This window comes from Allorhizobium sp. Av2, assembly GCF_021462805.2.
Taxonomy (GTDB): domain Bacteria; phylum Pseudomonadota; class Alphaproteobacteria; order Rhizobiales; family Rhizobiaceae; genus Allorhizobium; species Allorhizobium vitis_G.
In genome coordinates this window covers 470,435-490,741 of record NZ_CP192697.1, presented here as the reverse complement: position 1 = coordinate 490,741, position 20,307 = coordinate 470,435, and the positions used below count along the sequence as shown (strand labels likewise).

Here is a 20,307-nt window from a genome sequence, read left to right as displayed (position 1 = left end):
AAACAGACCCCGGATTACTTGGCCGGGCAGGTCCATGTCAGATTGTGAAAATTGTAATCCCAGCTTTGCATCGGCACAAATTTGTAGCCGGAGATGCATTTGCTAAAGGCGACACGCTGCACTTTCGTTAGCAAATTCACATCTGGCGCCTTGTCGGAAATGACCTGCTGGATCTGTTTGTAAAGCGCATTCTGCTTGGCACTATCGGTGGTGGAGCGGGCATCATCGATCAATTTATCGACCTCGGCATCCTGCAACCATTCCATCGAGGCCCATGTTCCCGCCGATTTGGAGTGATATTGCACGTAGAATACGCTGTCCGGCGAAGGATAGGTTGGGCCATAGAACACTTGTGTTGCCGAAGGCGTGGTCTCAGGCTTGGCGGCCAGTTCGGTAATGCGGTTCCAGGGTTCGGGCTTGATGTCCACATCCACACCGATCTGCTGTAAATTGGATTGCATCAGAAGCGCAATATCCTCCTCAAACGACAGGCCCGCGACATAGGTCATCGTCAGTTTGATCGGCTTTCCCGCATATTTGGACTGAGCAAGCTCGGCCTTGGCCTTTTCCAGGTCAAATTCGGGCGCTTTCAACGTGTCGAGATAGGCCTCGGTGAAGACCGGTGCCATTGGCCCGGCCAGCGTGTCACCGGTCATAATCTGGGTCTGAATGGTCTTGTAATCGGTGGCATATTGCAAGGCGCGGCGCACATGCACATCGTCTGTCGGCGCGGCCTTGGTGTTGAGCTTCAGATAAAAGCCTGTCGCTGTCGGCGTGGTCTGCACCACATAGCCGTCGGTTTTGGCCAAAGCGTCATAGGTCTCATTGGCTTGTGTGGTCGATGAAATGCCCAATTGGCCTGATGTGGCCAGCGCCTTGACGGTTGCTTCGTCATTGGTCTGTACGAAGCGCACTTCATCGATCGGGTTTGTTGGCCAGCCAGCGTAATATTTTTCATAGCGGCTGATGACCATTTCCGAGCCACGCTGCCAGCTGGACAGCACATAAGCGCCAGCGCCCATGGATTTTTCGCCGACAACATCCTCTCCCCAGGGCTGCTTGGAAGCGGCCTTGACGGCATCCTCGTTGATGACAAGCAGCAGCGGCGTGGTGGTCAGGAACGGCGCATAGACCTTATTGAGAGTGATAGTGACAGTGTGGGCATCCACCGCCTTCACATTATCGGGGTTGATCAACGAGGCAAACAGATAGGCAGGCCCCTTGTTGATCGCCAGCAGGCGCTGGACGGTATAAACAACATCCTTGGCCTCCACCGGCGAGCCATCCTGAAAGCTTGCGTCCTTGCGCAGATGGAAGGTGTAGGTCAGGTTGTCACTGGACACATCCCAGCTTTCCGCTAGTTCCGGGATGATCTTGCCGGTGCTGTCCACGGTGGTCAGGCCATCGTAGAGGTTCACAGCGGCGAGATACTGGGTGTAATCGGTGATCTTGGCCGGATCGATGGTGCCAAACACCTGCGTGACATTCATCACGGTAGAGGTTTTGGCCATGGCAACTTGTGGCGCGACAATGGCGGTTCCCATGGTCAACGCCACGGCGAGGTGTTTTAAAGTCTGTGTTGCGTTCATCTCATTCCCCTTTTTTGACAGTTCGCTGTATTTTAAAAAATCATGCAGAGAGTGGCTTTGCGCTGTCGCCGTAGCCAAAATAGCCCGGCCCCGCGAGCGCCAAGCCTTCTGGCGTATGCCATTGCGGATCGGCGGGGATGCCGGTGAATTCCACCATCAAGCCGTAGCGCATCTGTTCAGTGGTCACAGGCAGGCCCATATCGGCATCAAGGGCGCAGATCAGGTCCGGCGTTGCCCAGACGGTTTCGCCATTTTCGCCCTCGGCCAACAAAAACTCGTTCTGGAAATGCACGGCAAAACGTTGGCCTGCAAAGCGGTCCACACCGCGCAAAATCAGCTTGCCACGGGCAAAGCCACCCGTTGTGGCGCGCTCCACATCCACCACGCGTCCGGTGAAAAGATGGGTGCCGCCAAGCTTTTCGCGCAATGCATTTCCGGCGTGGCGAGAGCGGGCACGCTCGTTTAGAATAGTCTCGCCTATAGTACGGATCTGCGTCATCGTGCCATGCAACAGCGCCTGCTTCATCTGCTTGCCACTCATGGCATAGGCGGCAACCAGCGCGGCACCGCCCATTTGAATGGTCACGGCGCGGGCCATCTTCTCGGTCCACAGGTTGGAAACGGCTGAAAACAGCGAGGAATTGCCCTTGTCATCGGCCAAAACCAGCGGGCTTGCCGAGATCCCATGCAGGGTAAAACTCACCATCTGCAATTCCGGAAAAGCCCTGCCCATGCCATCACCATCCACCAAGGGGAGACCAGTCACAGCCGCGACCATATAGGGAATGGTGGAGTTCAATCCGCCCGCCTCGACGCAGAGGATGGCACCGGCTTTGCGGCCCAAAAACTGCTCCAGCTCATGCAGGGCTTTCAACACTTCCGCACCAGAGGGCAGTTTTTCCAGCATCACAGTCGGCGCACCCATCATGAAGACGGAAATGCACAGCGTGTCGTCATCCACTTCGTCTGCGGCAACCACGTTGACAGGCCCATGCTCGCGAAGGGCTGCTTGCGCCATCAGCTTGCCAATATACGGATCGCCGCCGCCGCCCGTGCCGAGATAGGCACCGCCCAAGGCAATGGCCTCCAGATCGTGTTCTTGCACCAGAGTGGCCATGATCACGATCCTTTCATTGGTGTGTAGACAATGCCATCCAGCCCGAAGGCCTTGGGGCCAACCACGTCCAGCGCTTCGCGTGAGCGCAACAACCCATGGCACGGCAACGCGACGATGGCGACGCGCTGGCCATAGCGCAGCATTTCGGTGGTGATGGCTTCGCCGCTATCGACATCCAGCACCAGAATCAGGTCTGGCACGCAGCATTCCATCTGGCCATCGTGGAAGAACACCAGATTTTCATTCTGGATCAGCACCGAGCCGGTTTCGCCATTGTGGGCATCAATGCCGGACAGCTGCACTTCACCGCGCACAAAACCGCCGCGCAAATGGCGCTTCAAATCGCTGATTTTACCGGTGAATAGCTTTTTGCCGTTCTCCTTTTTGCAGATGGCTTCAATCGGGTCATCGTGGTTTTTCTGCGCATGCCTGACCGCCTGACCTAGGCTGACGGCTTGCGTGTAGGAATTGGGAATGCCGAATTGCTTGACGAAAGCCCCGGTCATCGGTGCAGACGCCAAGGTGGATGCACCGCCTTGGGCCACCACGCAGGCCCGCGCCATGCGCTCGTGCCAAAGCTCCGACACCGCATGCTGAAACAGCACGACATTGCCATGCACATCGCACATCGCCGATGGCGTAGAGCTATGCCCATAGATGGAAAACGTGGTCATCTGCATTTCCGGGAAGGCCCGGCCCATGCCGTCGCAATCAATCACCGGCACACCCGTGAGAGCGGCCACGACCAATGGCTCCATGGAATTGGAACCACCGATTTCCTCGCAGACGATGGCGTCAATGGTCATGTCCAGATGCGCTTCCAACGCGCGGATGCAGCGCAGGCCCTCACGGCCTTCACGCAAGCGCTCAATACCAACCACAGGCGCACCAATGCCACCCACGGAAACGCAGAGCGCATCATCATGGATTTTCTGATGTGGCAAAACCGAGAGCGTATAGCCCTCATCCAGCAACTGGCGAGCACGCAGCTTGCCAATATAGGGATTGCCACCGCCGCCTGTACCCAGAATGCCAGCGCCGATTTCCAATGAGGTCAGATCATCGTGATCGAGAATCCAGAGGTCTTTCGGGTCAAAATAGTCTTTCGGGGAAATGATCGCGCTCATGCTTGCCCTCCCATCTCGCCCACGACTTTCACGTGGATACGGGTGGCATTGCCCGGCAGATACGCCAACGGCACATCTTCACGCTCAATCACCTGAATGGTGGCGGGATCGGCGCCGGCAGCAACGGCGTTTTTCGTGGCTTCTTCTTCGGCCTGTTTCAGGCATAGCTCGCGGGTCAGGCCATTTTCAAGCGCAAAGACCCGGTCTACTTCGCCAGAAATCTGCGCAATGGCAGCACCAACGGCATTGGCAACGGAGAAGTTTTCGGGCCGGATGATCTGAAAATCACCCAGCTTATGCGGCATCAGGATAGAGCCGCCGCCAACCGCGATCACCGGAATAGGTTCGGGCGAGACCCGGCTGCGCTCAATGGCATTTTCCAGCATCTGATGGATGCGGGCAAGGGCTGCCTTGGCAAGCTCTGGCGAGACATCGGCGACCTTGCTCTTATCGCCCACATCGGCATGGCCTGCGGCCACGGCAATATCGGTTGCCGTCAGCGTTGCGCCGCCAAACACCTTGGCCTCAGAGGTGATGCGATAGCCCACCGATTGCGGGCCAACCGTCACGGACTCCGCATCACCACGCACCAGCGAACCGCCGCCAAGACCAATGGAAAACACATCCGGCATGCGGAAATTGGTGCGCACGCCGCCAACATCCACCACCGTTGCTGCCTGACGTGGAAAGCCCAGATGCAGCGCCCCGACATCCGAAGTCGTACCGCCAATGTCAACAACAATGGCTTCCTGCACACCGGTGAGGAAGGCCGCACCGCGCATGGAATTGGTGGGGCCGGAGGCGAAGGTCAGCACCGGGAAATCCTTCACCGTCTCAGCCGCCATCAGCGTGCCGTCGTTCTGGGTGATGTGGAAGGGGCAAGTGAGACCAGCACTTTTGAGCGCTTCGCCAAAAGCCCGCACGGTTTTGTAAGCCAGTTCCAACAGGCTGGCGTTCATGATCGCCGCACTTTCGCGCTCCAGCAACCCGATGCGCCCAATGTCGGTGGACATCACCACCGGTAAGCCGGGGCAATGTTCCTGCAAGATCGCCTTGGTCCGCTGCTCCATCGTCGCATTGATCGGGCCGAACACGCAGGTGATGGCAGCGGCCTTGAGATTGTTGGCGCGGATTTCGCCAGCAATACGCTTGATCTCATCTTCATCCAGCGGCGAGATTTCGCGGCCATCAAACTCATAGCCGCCGCGCACCATATAACCATGCTTGCCCACCACGGGCTTCAGGTCTTCCGGCCAATCAATGGCAGGCGGCAAGCAGGCGGTGGCGGGCAGACCGAGGCGGATGGCGGCAACCGGGGTCATATGCTTGCGCTCAATCACCGCATTGGTGAAATGGGTGGTGCCGATCATCACATTGGTCACAAGGCTGCGGTCAATACCAGCTGCCTTGATGGCCCCTTCCATGGCTTCAACCACGCCAGTGGTGACATCCTCCGACGTTGGAGCCTTGACACCGGACAGAACCTTGCCGCCCTGCATGACCACGGCATCCGTATTGGTGCCGCCCACATCTATTCCCAATCGGTACACGTGTGTTTCCTTTCAACAACGGGTTCACCGTCCGGTGCTTTGCACCAGAAAGCGGCCTCGCTCCTCTTCGCTAATGGTGGGTTTCAATGTCTCTTGCGCATCGGTGAGAACCGGAATGGCGGCAATCAGGGCGCGGGTATAGGGGTGGCGAGCCTGTGCGAACACTTCGGCAGGCGTGCCATGTTCGACGATCTCGCCCTTGTACATGATGACAATGCGCGAGCAGAAATTGCGCATCAAAGACAGATCATGAGAGATGATCACATAGGTCAGGCCAAGCTTTGCGCGCAGGTCCAGAAGCAGCTCAATCACGGTTTTCTGCACCGACACATCCAGCGCCGAAGTAGGCTCATCCAGAATGATGATCTGCGGATTGGCCGCCAGGGCGCGCGCAATCGCCACCCGCTGCTTTTGCCCGCCTGAGAGTTCATGCGGATATTTTGAGACAAAATTGGCGGGCAGGCGTACGAGGTCCAAAAGCTCGGCCATTCGCACTTTGCGCTGTTCCTTATCGAGGCCGACATGGGCCAGTGGCACGGTCAAAATCTGCGCCACCGTGCGCTTGGGGTTTAGCGACGTGCCGGGATTTTGATAGACAATCTGGCTGAGGCGCAAAGCCCCATCTCTGGGTGTACCAGTTACAACAATCTCACCATCGCTGGGCTGCAACAGGTTCATCATCATCCGCGCCAGCGTGGTTTTGCCAGAGCCGCTTTCTCCGGCAAGGCCAAAAATTTCGCCCTCATTAACCTGAAGATTGATGTTGTTGACGGCCAGGTGGCCGCGCTTTGCGCCAAACAGCGCCCGCTTGGCATAGAGTTTGCGCACATTGCTCAAGGTGATGATTGGGGCCTTGTCGCTGACTGGCTGATCAACCACACCCTCGCCATAGAGCGGCGGCACTGCCGCCATCAGTTCACGCGTATAGGCTTGCTGCGGGGCTTGGAAGACGGATTTCAACACCCCCTGTTCGACAATGCGGCCATGCTGCATCACAATCACCCGGTCCGCCGTCTGGCGCACCACACCGAGATTGTGGGTGATCATCAGCAGTGACAGGCCTTCTTCCGACACCAGCCGATTGATCAGCCGCAAGATTTCATCCTGCGTGGTCACATCCAGTGCCGTGCCCGGCTCGTCGGCAATCAACAGATCGGGCTGATGCAAAAGCGCCAGCGCAATCAACACCCTTTGGCGCATGCCACCCGATAGCTCGAACGGCCAGGCGTTGAACACCCGCTCAACATCGCCCAGTTGCACCTTGCGCAACACCTCAAAAATCCGCTGTTTGCGCCCCTTCGGCGTGTCATAGATGCCCTGATTGCGATCAGCATAATGCATCACGTCTTCCAGATGCCGACCAATGCGAAACACCGGATTGAAGGAGGACAGCGGGTCCTGCATGATGATGGAAAAGGCTGTGCCTTTCAGCTTGTTGCGTTCACCAGATGGCAGGCTCAACAATTGCCGTCCGCGATAGGCTATCGAGCCCGCCTCCACCTTGGCATTGCTCGGCAAAGTGCCGAGAATAGCCTTGGAGGTGACGGATTTGCCCGATCCGGTCTCGCCAATCAGCGCGACCCGTTCTCCGGCATCGATGGAGAAGGAGATGTCGTGCAACACCCGGTTCACCCGACCATAGCCGGAGAAGGCAACCGTCAAATCCTGCACACTCAGCAAGGGATCAGCCATGGTCACGCCTCCACATCAAACATGTCGCGCAAGCCATCGCCCAGCAGGTTAAAGCCAAGGGTGGCGTAGAAAATCGCGCCACCGGGGGCCAGCACTCCCCACCATTTTTCCGGCAAAAACTGACGGCCATCGGCCACCATGGAGCCGAGGTCTGGCGTTGGCGGCTTCACGCCAAAACCGAGGAAGGACAAGGTTGCGCCAAACAGGATGACAAAGGCCGCATCCAGTGTGGTCTTCACCGAAATCACGGCAATGCAATTGGGCAGGATTTCCCGAAACAGAATATGGATAGGCCCGGCCCCGGCGAGACGCGCCGCCTCGATAAAATCTTCACCGGCAATGGAGACCGTGACGCGATAGACAAGCCGCGCATGCCATGTCCACCACAAAAGCGTAATCGCAATCATCGCATTGATCAGGTTCGGCTCCAGCACATTGCCAATCGCCAGTGCCATCACCAGTGGTGGAATAGCCAGCATGATATTGGTAAATCCGGTGATCAACCGCTCGGTCCAGCCGCCGAAATAGCCAGCGCACAGACCCAGTACCGCGCCAATCGGCACCGAAATTCCCAGCACGCCAAACACCAGCAGCAAGGAGACGCGAAAGCCAAAAATGGTGCGGGTAAACAGATCGCGGCCCACTTTGTCAGTGCCAAACCAGTTGGTGAGGTTTGGCGGATTGTGGCGATGGCGAAAATCGACAATAGAGCCGATATGGCTGGGAAAGGGCGTGATCAGCGGCGCAAGGATGGCCATGGCCACAACGGAGAGCACAATCAATGCACCGATCAAAGCGGCAGGATTGCGAGAAAAGCGATACCAGCTCATGTATCCGGCTGAGAGGTCGCGCTTGTTCATCATAGAATTGGGGCTCATCATTGGCCTCCCCGAAAACGCAGACGCGGATCAATCAGGCTGACAACCAGATCGATGACCAGATTGGCGAGAATGAAAAACAGGCCGGAAATCAGCACCACAGCCATCAGGGCGTTCAGGTCTTTTTGCAAAATGGCATTGAGACCGTAGGAAGCAAAACCACCCCAGCCAAACACCATTTCCACCACAAAGGCATTGCCAATCAGCGAGGCAAATTCCAGCCCCATGATGGTCAGAGGCGCTACAGACGACAGCTTAAGCAGGTAGCGAAAGTTCACGACATAATCCGGCACGCCGAAACTCAGCAGTGTCAGCACATGGTCCTTGCGCTGGTTTTCAATCATTGCCGAGCGCATGATGCGGGTGATCTGGCCAATGCCAGCCATGGCCAGCGCCAATGCGGGAAAGACCAGATGTTGGAGGGCATCCACAAACACATCGGCGCGGCCATGGATCAAACTATCAACCAACAGAAAACCGGTTGGCCCGGCAGGGGCATGAAGATCGAAATTCACCTGCCCCAACAGAGGCCAACCCGGCAGAAAATTCGCCGCAAACAATTGCAGACCAATGGCAAACAGAAAGGACGGCACCGTGACGCCAACCATGGAAAACAGCCGTCCGAGATTATCGATCCAGGTGTTGCGATGGCGTGCCGTAATGACGCCTAGCGGAATGGCAATCAGCAGATCAAGAATGACGGTGACCACCACAAGCTCCAGCGTGGCGGGGAGAAATTCAACGACATCATGAATGACGGGGCGATGCGACGACAGCGATTGGCCAAGATCACCCTGAAGGGCGTTGGCGATATAGCGGCCATATTGCACAATGACCGGCTGATCGAGCCCCATTTCGCGGCTCAGCGCCGTGACCTGCTCCTGCGATGCGGACGGCCCCAGCGCCATGCGGGCCGGATCACCGGGCACCACGCGGGCCAGCGCAAAAATCATCAAAGACAGCACGAACAGCACCATGACAACGGAAAACACCCGTCTCACGATCTGTTCGACAACATGCAAAATCATCCCACCATTCCCTCTTTGCGCCATGGTGGCGTGGAAGGACTGGCGAGAGCAATGCGAGCGAAGGATAGGTTTTTACAAAATAAGGATAGGTTTTAAGGCACTTCAGCGGTGATCGGACCCTGCTTTGCGGGCGGAACGCAAAGCAAAGAGCCAAAGTGTTCCAGTGGGGAGCGATTATCGCACCCACCCCAACGCCTTTGCCGCTGCAATCGCCTCATGTCGACGGGAGCAACCCAGTTTGCGATAGACATTCTTCAGATGAAATTTCACCGTCGGCTCTGAAATGCCGCTGTTGCGGGCAATCAGCTTGTTGGAGGCGCCTTCCGCCAGCATGCTCAGGATTTTCAACTCCTGCTGGGTCAGCCGTGTTCGGGCCGCCGCAAGACTGCTGTGACGCCCCTTATCCAGCCGCCGCAGGATGGCCCGCGCCGGGGTGGCCGCCATCACAAACTCGACTATCCGTCTGTCTTGCAGCAAGTGATCGAGAAACAGCCATTCCTCTGAAAGGGCCGTCAGCCCGCCATGGCTTGCGCAGCGTTCAAACACCTGCCGCAGCAGAGTGCGGGCTCTGGAATTTTGCTGCGTTTGCCGCAAGACGAAGGCCAGCCAGAGAGAAACCGCAATCTCCTGCCTGACCAGCAGATGCGGGTTGGTCAACATCACCTCGAGCTTGCGGTCGAGATGGGGAAAACCTGGGCGCTCGTAGGAGATTTGCCGCAGCCAGCTCAAGGCCAGCGTAATCTCGTCTCGACCCGCCAGGCGGGCAAGAGCCTCCTGCGCGCTTTCAATCCACACCCGATCAAACCCGGCCCGCAACGGCGCAAGAAGCCGGGTCGCATCGCCCCAGAAATTACCACTTTGCAGGATCTGCGCCTTGCGTACATCCAAAGAGAGACGAAACTGCCGGTTCATCGGCTGGTAAACGCTCCAGCCATCGAGAAAGCGAAGAGCGACGCGGGTGGTCATATGGACGCTCAAGGCGTGGCTTCCGTAGTAGATGGCAACATCCGCCAGACTTGGCCACAACTCTCCCGCAATGAGTGCGGCCATCTCTTCTTGCAAAAAGCCAAGCAGCACCGCTGGCTCGCCGTTTTCATAGGCCATGCAAGCCGTCAACAGATCAAGAAAGCGACGATCTCCGGGACTGTCAAAGCCTGTTTTTGCCAGCATGTCCTCGGCAAGCCGCAGAGACTGGTCCATACGGTTGAAATCGGAAGTCAAAAGGCTGAGCACCGATTGATGCAGCGCTATGTAGAAGCATAGAATGGGACAATCCGCCTGCCGATAGGCCTTCATGGCCTTTTCGGCCATGCCATTTGCCTCTTCGTAGCGCCGGAGCCGAAGGAAAAATTCCAGCATGGCGTTGTAAAATGATCCGCGCTGCTCCGGCTCGTCCAGCGGTAACTCGCCGCCAATCTCAAACAGCGCTTCCAGCAATCTGTCGGTCGGCGCAACATCCTCATAAATCAGGACCGTGATACGAAACAGCCTGACACGCAGGGAAAGCGCGCTATCGCCCGAAAAAACGGCCAAGACATTGCGTATTTCCACCCCGAAGCGCTGGACCAGAAATTGCATTGCCCATGCAACATCACCGGCTTTGATCATCAAAAAGGCGCGACTGATGGCCAATTCTTCCGGTAGATCATCACAGCCCGCCTCAAGACCTGTCACCACACGCAAGAACGCATCATGGCCCAGCCGATAATAGAGAAACCAGCCGCCTGTCTTGCAAAACAGGGCCAGCGCGTCCTTGCCCTGATTGCACGCCAGCAATCGCAGGATCACCACCTCCAGATTTCGCGGGTTTCGACGTAAAGCCTGCGCGAGAACGCCAGACGGATCAGCAGTCCGGGACGGATCGGCAAGACGCCGGAGCATTTCTTGCTCCAGCGCGTCGGGCAAAGCGCTGTTGATCCTTTGGCAGGCCGCAGTGGCGGGATGGGCAAGCGGTGCCAGACGCATGGCAAGCCAGGACGGCCAATCCTGTCCACAGACCAGCAGCGCCGACATATCAGCATCATCAAGGCCCACCAGACAGTCATCGGCCAGAAAGGCCGAAAGCCGATTTTGCCCAGCAAGTGCATCCTGACAATCCGCCCCCGGCGACAACAGAACCGGCCAGCCGGCACATCTGTCCCACTCACGTTGGCTCAATCCGTCCTGAGGCAGAAGAAGATCCTCACCACCAAGATCCAGCACCTGACCATAAAGGCGCAGCCGCTCCAGTCCGGGCAAGCTTTCGCCGGGGCGCAGGGCGATGGCATAGCGATGTCCTTGCTCAAGCCGCGAAAGGTCAGGAGAGACGGTTGGGCAATCATACACCGTCCACTGGGCGGCCCCAGACCCCAGTGTCGCGATCAAGGCCTGGAAAAGCCAGGTCTTGCCGAAGCCTGCGGGCGCGGTCACAACGATGACGGGGCTGAAATCATGGACAATGCGCGCGATCAGATCGCTTCGCGCAATCGGCGCATCGGGTGGTGAGGTCATGGATTTCGCGTTATGCTTCGACATCAGCGCTTACAGTCTGCCTAACAGTCTATCCAATAATCGCCGCTGGCCGTCTGCAAATGGCAATTTCTGCGCTTGAATGATGCACGCATTTCCAAACGGAAAACCGCTTCGCACTTTTCCTGGAATGCTTGTACTCACGTACATTAAGTACGCTCCGTTCCGGTTCTCGAAATCACCATTTTCGCCAGGCCAACAGCAATTCTTGAACAGACTGTAAGAGACCAAAACGCAATTATAATATTCTAATCACCGTGCAGCCATATTGGCAACGAGGTCGCTGAACCTTTCACCCTGAACGGCCACATGCATTCCGAGCAACCGTCTTGTCTCCTCGACATCGCCTTTGAAAAGCGCCTCGACAATCGCCCCATGTTCAGAAAATGACGTCGACAAGCGGTTGCGCACCCGCAATTGCAGCCGCCTGTAGGGTCGCAAGCGACGATGCAGCTGGTTGCACTGCTCCTCCAGAAATTCGCTCCGGCTTGCCGCATAGATCGCCTTGTGAAAGGCTTCGTTGTCATAATAATAGCTATCGCTGTCGCCAGCGCCCGCGGAGATTTCACAACGCTTATGGGCATCAAGGATCGCCTCTTTGGACTGCTCATCCAGCCGACGGGCCGCCAATGAACCGGCCAGACCTTCCAGCTCGGCCATGACCTCGAACATTTGATAGATACGGTGCGGCCCCGGATCGATAACGACGGCGCCACGACGCGGACGGATCTCGATGAGGCCAATGGCGTTCAGCTGCATCAGCGCTTCGCGCACGGGCGTGCGTGACACACCGAACCGGTTGGCCAGCAAGGTCTCATCCAACCGGAGACCGGGAGCGAATTCATGAGACAGAATCGCATTTTCAATTTCGTCTCGCAGCCAACGCCCCGCGTTTTCAGACATGCATCCGGCCTTCATAATGCAATTTTTCCATTCTTGTATACAAGACTGTTGACACCGTGCACATTGTGGGCCAGCTTACATACCATATTGCGGTGGATATTGAATAGACAATGATAATAAAAGGACAGCGCGGGGGGTGCCGTCCTGATGATCGGAGGAATTTTGGATGGCCGGAACCTCTTTTCTCAGTGACCTGCTTTCGGGCGCCACGGAACGCGGTCGCGCACTGCTGTTTTCAGGATCGAAGACGCGCGAGAGGGTGGTCGATACAGACATCGAAACCCTGTGTGAAATGCTGCTTTCAAGTCGCGGCGAAGCCTCGGGCATGGCAATCGCAGCGGAAATTCTGGATCGCTGGAGCCGTTTCAATGCCACAGAAGCCGTCCAGTTTCTGCATATGCTGTCTGACCGTTTCGGCGCGGAAGCCGCAGCGCTCGACAAGGCGATAGACGCCTATCGGACCGACAAAAGCCCGATGGCCGTCATCGCGCTGCACAATGCAGCCGAACCACGCCGACAGGAGCTTTTGCGCCGCCTCAACCTTGCGCCCAACGGCACGCAAAAGCTTGTCCGCATGCGCGAACGACTGCTGGAAACCAAGGAGGATCGCGCCGATCTTGGTGCTGTCGATACCGATTTCGCCCATCTTTTCAGCTCCTGGTTCAACCGTGGCTTCCTGACGCTGCAACCCATCGACTGGACGACACCGGCGCATATTCTGGAAAAGATCATCAAATACGAGGCCGTGCATGAGATTGCCGGGTGGGAAGAGTTGCGGCGGCGGCTTGCGCCCGCAGATCGGCGCTGCTTTGCCTTTTTTCATCCGCGCCTGCGCGATGACCCGCTCGTCTTTGTGGAAGTCGCGCTGACCCGTTCGATACCGAGCGCCATCGCCGATGTGCTGGATGAAAGCCGGGATCATATCGGCCCCGATACCGCAACGACTGCGGTCTTCTATTCGATTTCCAACTGCCAGGACGGTCTTCGCGGCATTTCCTTCGGAAATTTTCTCATCAAGCAGGTGGTGGAAGACCTGCGGCGGGATCTTCCCGGCCTCAAGGAATTCGTCACGCTCTCGCCGGTTCCGGGCTTTGCCCGCTGGATTTCGAAGATCAGAGATCCGAAGTCCGGTTTCCCGCTGTCGCAAGAGGACCGCAACACGCTGGCTTTGCTGGATGATCCGACATGGCCTGAAGATAAGGCAAGGGCGGATGCCGTGGAGCGCGTGCTGCTGCCGCTCGCGGCACGATATTTCATCACCGAGAGAACGCCGGACAACCGCCCGGTCGATCCGGTTGCCCGTTTCCACCTTGGCAATGGCGCCAGGCTGGAGCGGCTTAACTTTCTGGGCGACCGCTCAGTGAAGGCAATGCGCCAGGCGCATGGGCTGATGGTCAATTACCTCTACAAGCTGGAGGACATCGAGACCAATCACGAGGCCCTGGCACAGCGCGGAGAAGTGGCAGCATCGCCAGCCGTTAAAGCCTTGCAGGGAAAAATCGAGCTGGGCCTTCCTGAAAAAACCAAGGATATCAAAAAAGCGGAGAGCCTGTCCGGTTCTTAAACAAACTGGAGAGAGACCCGCACGCTGCTTGGAGCCAGGACGGATTTACGGTCCACGGCACAGACGGCGATCACCATGATCGGAGGAGTAGAGTCATATGAGCAACCATCTTTTTGATGCCATCAAAGCCGCAGCACGGCCCAGTTCACCATTCATTCTGATCAATGGCGGAAGGATCTGGACGTATGACGATGCGATTGCGCTTTCCGGACAGATTGCTGGCGCTATCGCCAAGCTCGGCATTCAGCCCGGCGATCGGATTGCCGTGCAGATCGAAAAAAGCCCGGAAGCGCTGATCCTGTACCTGGCCTGCCTTCGCGCAGGGGCGGTTTATCTGCCGTTGAACACCGCCTATACGCTCGCCGAACTGGACTATTTCATTGGCGATGCCGAGCCGAAGCTGGTGGTTGTCTCCTCCTCCGCGCTGGACCCCATCAGAAAAGTGGCTGCCCCCTATGGAGCGCATGTTGAAACGCTGAATGCCGACGGCTCAGGCTCGCTGATCGATCTTGCCCGCATCGAACCGGCCGATTTCGCCAATGTCGCCCGCGCGCCCGACGATCTCGCCGCCATCCTTTATACGTCGGGAACGACCGGACGCTCTAAGGGCGCGATGCTGACCCATGACAATCTCCTGTCGAATGCCTTGACCCTGCGCGATTTCTGGCGCGTCACAAGCGATGACCGGCTGATCCACGCCCTGCCGATTTTCCATACGCACGGGCTGTTCGTCGCCACCAATGTGACCCTGCTGTCGGGCGCGTCGATGATCCTCTTGCCAAAATTCGATCCTGAGGAAGTGCTGTCATTAATGCCGAATGCCACGCTTCTCATGGGCGTTCCGACCTTTTACGTGCGCCTCCTGCAAAGCCAGAAACTGGACCGGGAGATCACGGCCAATATACGCCTTTTCATCTCCGGTTCGGCGCCATTGCTGGCCGAGACCCATGTCGAATTCGGCAAGCGCACCGGCAAAGCGATCCTTGAGCGCTATGGCATGACCGAAACCAACATGAACACGTCCAATCCCTATGACGGAGATCGGGTTCCGGGAACAGTCGGCCTGCCGCTGCCGGGCGTGACCGTGCGCATCACCGATCCCGCCAGCGGTGCCATTCTCCCGACCGGAGAAACAGGGTCCATCGAAATCAAAGGACCGAATGTCTTCAAGGGCTATTGGCGGATGCCTGAAAAGACCGCTGCGGAATTCACGGCGGACGGCTTTTTCATCAGCGGCGATCTCGGCAAGATCGATGAGAACGGCTATGTCCATATCGTTGGACGCGGCAAGGACCTGGTGATCTCAGGCGGATACAATATCTATCCCAAGGAGGTCGAAAGCGAGATCGACCAGCTTGAAGGCGTGGTCGAAAGTGCTGTTATCGGCGTACCGCACCCGGATTTTGGCGAGGGCGTGACCGCCATCGTTATCTGCAAGCCGGGCGTCTCGCTGGATGAGAAGGCAATTCTCACTGCGCTTCAGGATCGGCTTGCCCGCTACAAGCAGCCCAAGCGCATTATTTTCCTGGAAGACCTGCCGCGCAACACGATGGGCAAGGTCCAGAAGAATGTTCTGCGCCAGCAATATGCCGATCTTTACGCGGCAGCCTGATTAAACCCGGGAGCGCTCTCCAATCGCTCCCGGATTACGCCGCGTCATTTGGGAGGGGCGCGTGCGGACATATTCAATCCGAAAACGCACATGCTGCTGGCGCTCATCACGCCGCAGGGAGGGGACTTATGAGCATCGAAATCCTATCTATAGGGCTGCTGGTTGCGATCTTCATTATCGCGACAATCCAGCCGATCAATATGGGGGTCCTGGCCTTTGGCTGCACCTTCGTCCTGGGCTCGCTGATTATCGGCATGAAGCCCGCCGACATTTTTGCGGGCTTCCCCAGTGATCTGTTTTTGACGCTGGTGGCCGTTACCTATCTTTTCGCCATCGCCCAGATCAATGGAACCATCGACTGGCTTGTGGAGCGAGCCGTACGCATGGTTCGTGGGCATGTCGGATGGATACCCTGGGTAATGTTCCTGGTTGCGGCGATCATCACCGGCTTTGGCGCCCTTGGGCCTGCCGCTGTGGCTATCCTCGCTCCTGTAGCACTTAGCTTTGCCGTTCAGTACAGGATCCACCCGGTATTGATGGGCCTGATGGTCATTCACGGCGCACAGGCCGGTGGGTTCTCGCCGATCAGCATCTATGGCGGCATTACCAACCAGATCGTTGCCAAAGCAGGTCTTCCCTTCGCGCCGACCTCGCTGTTTCTCTCCAGCTTCTTCTTCAACCTGGCGATTGCGGTTCTGGTCTTCTTCGTTTTTGGTGGCCTTTCCATCCTGAAACAGAGATCCTCTGTCAAAGGCCCCCTGCCCGAGCTTCACCCTGAGGGCATCTCGGCCTCGATAAAGGGTCATGGCGGTACACCTGCCAAGCCGTTCCGTGACCATGCCTATGGCACAGCGGCAGACACGCAGGCAAAGGTCCGGTTGACGACCGAGAAGGTCACGACCCTGATCGGTCTTACCGCGCTGGGCGTCGGGGCTCTGGTGTTCAAGTTCAATGTTGGCCTGGTGGCGATCACTGTTGCGGTTCTGCTGGCTCTCCTTTCGCCCACAACGCAAAAGGCAGCCATCGACAAGGTAAGCTGGTCGACCGTGCTGCTGATCTCCGGCATCATCACCTATGTCGGCGTGATGGAAAAGGCAGGCACCATCGATTACGTCGCCCATGGCATATCCAGCCTCGGCATGCCGCTCCTCGTAGCCCTGCTGCTGTGCTTTACCGGCGCCATCGTCTCGGCCTTCGCCTCATCGACAGCTTTGCTTGGGGCGATTATTCCGCTTGCCGTTCCCTTCCTGCTGCAAGGGCATATCAGCGCTGTCGGCGTGGTGGCGGCGATTGCGATCTCTACGACCATTGTCGATACCAGCCCGTTTTCCACCAATGGGGCCCTGGTGGTTGCCAATGCGCCAGATGAGCAACGCGATAAGGTCATGCGCCAGATGCTGATCTACAGCGCCCTTATCGCGCTGATCGGACCGGTCATCGCCTGGCTTGTCTTCGTCGTGCCCGGCATCATTTGATACGAAAACCGGGTGGCCAGAATCGGGTGGAATGCATCAGCGTTCCACCCGATTTGTTTTGGACTATGTCGGCTCAGGTTCGCGTGTCCGGAAAACCGGGCGTCCCTTCTATTAGCGTTCAATCTTCTCGGCAGGCGCAGGCAGCAGAACCTGGGCGCCGGAACCGCTGGGGGCCATCAACTGCTTCAGCACATCGTCGGCCGATTGGCTGGAGCCACCGATGCCTGCTTCCCGCAGCTGACGATCAAGATCACTGCCATTTTCCAGCGCCGCCAATTCCGCACCGGCCTCGATACGGCCTGCGGTGATTTCCTGGCGTTTCTTGATCCGCTCAAGGCTTTCCACCGCACTGCCGAGGCGGGTGTTAATACCAGACTGGCTATGCGAAATGGCCGACTGCGCCCGCAGCAGCGATTCATTTGCCTTCACATTTTCCACTTCGCGCTTCATCTGGGTAATGCGCGCCTCGGTGTCCTGAATGGTGCGCAGCATCTGTTGCTGGCGCGGCAGCAGACGGTTCAGTTCCTCTTCATCGCGCTGAATTTCGCCGCGGATAGTGGCGATGCGCTGCGCCAGGCCTTGGGCAAGGTCCATACGGCCAGCATTAACGGCGGCGCGCGCGCTGTCGCTATCCTTCAGCTCCTTGGCGCGGGCTTCTTCCAGCCTGCGCATGACGCTTTTGTTGGATGCCATGATCCCGGCCAAATCCGAACGCGCCCGGCGCAAGGACTGCTCGGCGTCCCGAAGTTCCTGATCCAGAATACGCATGGACTGACTATCGGCAGCAGCCTCTGCCACCTCGTTGACGCCGCCGCGAATGGCGGTGAAAATCTTTGCCCAGGTGCTCATGCCGCCATCTCCCCGTTCTTCCATTCGTCGATCATCACCGCCGCATCCACCGCATTGGCCGCCAGAATGGCCACTTCCTCGACCACCGTTTCGGCCCGCGAGCGCGTGGAAAGTGAACCGAACAGCTCATACCATTCTTCACCATCAATAATGGTAATACCGAAGCTGGACAGCGGCACGAATTTATGGGTCTTCAGAACCATGCGCTCGAAATCTGCGCGGTTCGGCACGTCATCGCATGGCACCAAAACGATGCTGGCGAAAATATCACGTTCGCCGCTCACGGCGACGAAGACATCCATGTCTCCCTTTTCCTTTAGCGTTACGCAGATCACGTCGCCGCTCTGGGGAACGGTCACATCGACATCGCCCAGCGCCTCGGGATCGGCTGCAAACAGACGGGTCAAGCTCGTCAAAGTCCAGGGTTCCAAACATTCCTCCATCGGTTGAAATTCTGAGCATTATCTGGGTATTCCGGCAGGCAGTTAAAAGCCTTTTATGCTAAATAGTTTGCGTGGAAAACGCCGTAAAGACAGGGGCTAAGTGATGACGTCTGTGCCCTTGCTGGTCTTTCCCTCTCCTTGTTTTCAAGGGGCGGTCTCCATCTTGCCGCTCAATCCTGCCGGTTTTCCACGACGATAGAATGATGGTCAAGGTTGCTCTTTTCAATCTTGATGCCATATTCACCGCAGCTATCGATTGCGCCTTATAGGAGATGCTTGATGTTGGGTTGGTTCAGCGGACGCAAGACCGAAAAGCCGATGCAAAAGGAACTCGGCCCCCTCGGTGCCGTGATCGGTGGTGCGCTCGATCTTGATTTCCTCTCACTGGAAGCCGATGCGCTGGGGGCTCAACCAGCCATGCCGCTGCCTCAAAGCGGCGCTTTCATCATTGCCGCTTATGGGGAAGTCCGGCTCGATGCAGCATCGGTCCTGTCGCGCTATTACGATGAAAATCACCATATGATCCAGGTCATGTCCCCATCCGGCAAGCCGGGCGATGGCATAGAGGATATCAGCTTCTACCGGCCCTGGGATAGCGTCGTGCCGGTCAGCCAGAGCGAATGGAACCGCTGGACAGGGCCATCAGGCATGATTGGCGCACCCTCTTACGATGCTGACGGTATTCTGTTCAATCGCTTCTGGGGGGAAGGTCCGGAGCGGGCTGAGACCGTTCAATTCGTTGAAGAGGTAGAGGATGGCGAGACCAGTCGCTCGATCCATCAATCCTGCATGCTATATTACCGGCCCCTTGGGTCCACGCAGGAAATGCTGTTGATCAATGTGGAACGGGATCTCGACCCCACCCAGGCACAGGCGGGCCGCTCTGTCGAATTTCTGATTGGCTATGGTATCGGTGCCGCCGATGTCCGTCGCGTCTGACCAAAATCTTTACCAAGGGGCATATGAATGCTGAACTACATGGCGGGACTTCCGGCCTTTCTGGGCTATTTTTTCATTGGCATCGCGGCTTATGGTGTTTTTGCAGCAATTTACACGCGCCTGACACCCCATAAGGAAGTTGAATTGATCCGGGCGGGCAATCTGGCGGCGGTCACAGCATTTCTCGGTGCGCTCATGGGGTTCAGCCTGCCGCTTGCCTCGGCGGCGGCCAATTCCGTCAGCATTATCGATTATATTCTCTGGGCATTCGTCGGCATTCTCGTGCAGATTTTCGCCTTTTACATCGCCAATTTCACCATGAAGGATCTGCATGAGAAAATCACCGCCGGTGATATTGCCGCAGGCCTTTGGGGCGGCGGCATCGCGCTGATCATCGGCATTCTCAATGCTGCCTGCATGACCTATTGAGGAGGCCAGAATGCGCAGACGTTTAAGCGGGCGAAGGCCCCCGATCCTTGCCCTTGGCACCATCGCCGCCTCCAGCCTGCTGCTATCGGGCTGCGGCGAGGATGCGCCCACTGAGCGCACATTCACCTCCGTCGATCAATGCATCTCTCAAGGGATGGATCGGGAAGTATGTCAGACAGCCTACCAGGATGCCGTCAAAGCCCATATGGCCAACGCACCGCGCTTTGATGGCATGGCCGCCTGCGAAGCTGAATATGGCGCAAAACAATGCGTGCAGCAGACAGCATCCAATACCGATGGCACCAGCGGTAGTGGTAGCTTTTTCATGCCCTTCATGGCCGGTTATCTACTGTCTTCGACCATCAACAATATTGGTGACTATAATCGATATAGGCGGGAAGAAACGCAGGGCCGCAGCTATGGCGCAGGCAGCTATGGCGGAGGCACGCCGATCTATCGCAACCGCAGCGGCCAGACCGTGACCATAAACAAAGGCCGCGACACGATCCTTGCTCCATCGACCTCCAAGCCCGCCAATGTCAATACCCGCACGGTAAGCCGCCAGGGCTTCGGGGGACGCTCCTCCTTCAGTTTCGGCGGCTGA

Annotated in this window: 17 protein-coding genes; 6 read left to right on the top strand and 11 right to left on the bottom strand. The window is 57.4% G+C overall.

Translation table 11 applies throughout. The features are described 5' to 3' along the window. Positions 1-14 precede the first annotated feature (14 nt). The 9 genes from FS819_RS20160 to FS819_RS20120 form a co-directional block, all read right to left on the bottom strand. Positions 15-1,589, bottom strand: coding sequence for an ABC transporter substrate-binding protein (locus FS819_RS20160; RefSeq protein ID WP_156547375.1), 1,575 nt, complete (start codon positions 1,587-1,589; stop codon positions 15-17). Between the two features lie 40 nt (positions 1,590-1,629). Continuing rightward, on the bottom strand, positions 1,630-2,706 hold the full coding sequence (locus FS819_RS20155; protein WP_156547374.1) for an S-methyl thiohydantoin desulfurase family protein: 1,077 nt from the start codon (positions 2,704-2,706) through the stop codon (positions 1,630-1,632). Between the two features lie 2 nt (positions 2,707-2,708). Further along, positions 2,709-3,833, bottom strand: coding sequence for an S-methyl thiohydantoin desulfurase family protein (locus tag FS819_RS20150; RefSeq protein WP_156547373.1), 1,125 nt, complete (start codon positions 3,831-3,833; stop codon positions 2,709-2,711). Then, on the bottom strand, positions 3,830-5,383 hold the full coding sequence (locus FS819_RS20145; protein WP_234624468.1) for a hydantoinase/oxoprolinase N-terminal domain-containing protein: 1,554 nt from the start codon (positions 5,381-5,383) through the stop codon (positions 3,830-3,832). The genes FS819_RS20150 and FS819_RS20145 overlap by 4 nt, the downstream gene beginning before the upstream one ends. A gap of 24 nt (positions 5,384-5,407) precedes the next feature. After that, positions 5,408-7,075 carry a dipeptide ABC transporter ATP-binding protein gene (locus FS819_RS20140; RefSeq protein ID WP_156547372.1) on the bottom strand — a complete coding sequence of 556 codons (1,668 nt, stop codon included), beginning with the start codon at positions 7,073-7,075 and terminating at the stop codon, positions 5,408-5,410. Positions 7,076-7,077: 2 nt separating this feature from the next. Continuing rightward, a complete protein-coding gene (locus tag FS819_RS20135; protein ID WP_156547371.1) occupies positions 7,078-7,953 on the bottom strand; it encodes an ABC transporter permease in 876 nt (291 codons plus the stop codon). Beyond that, positions 7,953-8,981 (bottom strand): ABC transporter permease, encoded by a 1,029-nt coding sequence (locus tag FS819_RS20130; RefSeq protein ID WP_156547370.1) that lies wholly within the window; start codon positions 8,979-8,981, stop codon positions 7,953-7,955. The genes FS819_RS20135 and FS819_RS20130 overlap by 1 nt, the downstream gene beginning before the upstream one ends. Before the next feature lie 174 nt (positions 8,982-9,155). Next, positions 9,156-11,471, bottom strand: a complete 2,316-nt coding sequence (locus FS819_RS20125) for a helix-turn-helix transcriptional regulator (protein WP_197435823.1) — start codon at positions 11,469-11,471, stop codon at positions 9,156-9,158. A gap of 270 nt (positions 11,472-11,741) precedes the next feature. After that, positions 11,742-12,392: a GntR family transcriptional regulator gene (locus FS819_RS20120; protein ID WP_156547368.1), complete on the bottom strand. Its 651-nt coding sequence runs from the start codon at positions 12,390-12,392 to the stop codon at positions 11,742-11,744. Between the two features lie 166 nt (positions 12,393-12,558). On the opposite strand from FS819_RS20120, the gene FS819_RS20115 reads away from it, so the two are divergent. From FS819_RS20115 to FS819_RS20105, 3 genes are all read left to right on the top strand, one after another. Next, positions 12,559-13,956, top strand: coding sequence for a malonyl-CoA decarboxylase (locus FS819_RS20115; protein WP_234624469.1), 1,398 nt, complete (start codon positions 12,559-12,561; stop codon positions 13,954-13,956). Between the two features lie 97 nt (positions 13,957-14,053). Further along, positions 14,054-15,568 (top strand): malonate--CoA ligase, encoded by a 1,515-nt coding sequence (locus FS819_RS20110; RefSeq protein WP_156547366.1) that lies wholly within the window; start codon positions 14,054-14,056, stop codon positions 15,566-15,568. A gap of 128 nt (positions 15,569-15,696) precedes the next feature. Further along, a complete protein-coding gene (locus tag FS819_RS20105; RefSeq protein WP_156547365.1) occupies positions 15,697-17,043 on the top strand; it encodes an SLC13 family permease in 1,347 nt (448 codons plus the stop codon). A 111-nt stretch (positions 17,044-17,154) separates the two neighbouring features. Here the strand turns inward: FS819_RS20105 and FS819_RS20100 are convergent, their stop codons facing one another. Together FS819_RS20100 and FS819_RS20095 are read right to left on the bottom strand one after the other, a co-directional pair. After that, the gene (locus FS819_RS20100) at positions 17,155-17,892 is read right to left on the bottom strand and encodes a PspA/IM30 family protein (protein ID WP_156547364.1); all 738 of its coding nucleotides are present in this window, start codon (positions 17,890-17,892) and stop codon (positions 17,155-17,157) included. Then, on the bottom strand, positions 17,889-18,335 hold the full coding sequence (locus FS819_RS20095) for a YjfI family protein (RefSeq protein WP_156547363.1): 447 nt from the start codon (positions 18,333-18,335) through the stop codon (positions 17,889-17,891). The genes FS819_RS20100 and FS819_RS20095 overlap by 4 nt, the downstream gene beginning before the upstream one ends. Positions 18,336-18,614: 279 nt before the next feature. Here FS819_RS20095 and FS819_RS20090 point away from each other — a divergent pair, with 279 nt between their 5' ends. The 3 genes from FS819_RS20090 to FS819_RS20080 are packed head-to-tail and all read left to right on the top strand — an operon-like array spanning position 18,615 to position 20,307. After that, positions 18,615-19,274, top strand: a complete 660-nt coding sequence (locus tag FS819_RS20090) for a YjfK family protein (RefSeq protein WP_156547362.1) — start codon at positions 18,615-18,617, stop codon at positions 19,272-19,274. 27 nt (positions 19,275-19,301) lie between these two features. Further along, on the top strand, positions 19,302-19,703 hold the full coding sequence (locus FS819_RS20085; protein WP_156547361.1) for a DUF350 domain-containing protein: 402 nt from the start codon (positions 19,302-19,304) through the stop codon (positions 19,701-19,703). A 10-nt stretch (positions 19,704-19,713) separates the two neighbouring features. Continuing rightward, positions 19,714-20,307 carry a DUF1190 domain-containing protein gene (locus tag FS819_RS20080; RefSeq protein ID WP_156532576.1) on the top strand — a complete coding sequence of 198 codons (594 nt, stop codon included), beginning with the start codon at positions 19,714-19,716 and terminating at the stop codon, positions 20,305-20,307.

Excerpts from the sequence above, each read along its gene's own strand:
- FS819_RS20160 (WP_156547375.1), bottom strand. The coding sequence starts at position 1,589 with ATGAACGCAACACAGACTTTAAAACACCTCGCCGTGGCGTTGACCATG.
- FS819_RS20155 (WP_156547374.1), bottom strand. The coding sequence starts at position 2,706 with ATGGCCACTCTGGTGCAAGAACACGATCTGGAGGCCATTGCCTTGGGC.
- FS819_RS20150 (WP_156547373.1), bottom strand. The coding sequence starts at position 3,833 with ATGAGCGCGATCATTTCCCCGAAAGACTATTTTGACCCGAAAGACCTC.
- FS819_RS20140 (WP_156547372.1), bottom strand. The coding sequence starts at position 7,075 with ATGGCTGATCCCTTGCTGAGTGTGCAGGATTTGACGGTTGCCTTCTCC.
- FS819_RS20135 (WP_156547371.1), bottom strand. The coding sequence starts at position 7,953 with ATGAGCCCCAATTCTATGATGAACAAGCGCGACCTCTCAGCCGGATAC.
- FS819_RS20130 (WP_156547370.1), bottom strand. The coding sequence starts at position 8,981 with ATGATTTTGCATGTTGTCGAACAGATCGTGAGACGGGTGTTTTCCGTT.
- FS819_RS20125 (WP_197435823.1), bottom strand. The coding sequence starts at position 11,471 with ATGACCTCACCACCCGATGCGCCGATTGCGCGAAGCGATCTGATCGCG.
- FS819_RS20120 (WP_156547368.1), bottom strand. The coding sequence starts at position 12,392 with ATGTCTGAAAACGCGGGGCGTTGGCTGCGAGACGAAATTGAAAATGCG.
- FS819_RS20115 (WP_234624469.1), top strand. The coding sequence starts at position 12,559 with ATGGCCGGAACCTCTTTTCTCAGTGACCTGCTTTCGGGCGCCACGGAA.
- FS819_RS20110 (WP_156547366.1), top strand. The coding sequence starts at position 14,054 with ATGAGCAACCATCTTTTTGATGCCATCAAAGCCGCAGCACGGCCCAGT.
- FS819_RS20105 (WP_156547365.1), top strand. The coding sequence starts at position 15,697 with ATGAGCATCGAAATCCTATCTATAGGGCTGCTGGTTGCGATCTTCATT.
- FS819_RS20100 (WP_156547364.1), bottom strand. The coding sequence starts at position 17,892 with ATGAGCACCTGGGCAAAGATTTTCACCGCCATTCGCGGCGGCGTCAAC.
- FS819_RS20095 (WP_156547363.1), bottom strand. The coding sequence starts at position 18,335 with ATGGAGGAATGTTTGGAACCCTGGACTTTGACGAGCTTGACCCGTCTG.
- FS819_RS20090 (WP_156547362.1), top strand. The coding sequence starts at position 18,615 with ATGTTGGGTTGGTTCAGCGGACGCAAGACCGAAAAGCCGATGCAAAAG.
- FS819_RS20085 (WP_156547361.1), top strand. The coding sequence starts at position 19,302 with ATGCTGAACTACATGGCGGGACTTCCGGCCTTTCTGGGCTATTTTTTC.
- FS819_RS20080 (WP_156532576.1), top strand. The coding sequence starts at position 19,714 with ATGCGCAGACGTTTAAGCGGGCGAAGGCCCCCGATCCTTGCCCTTGGC.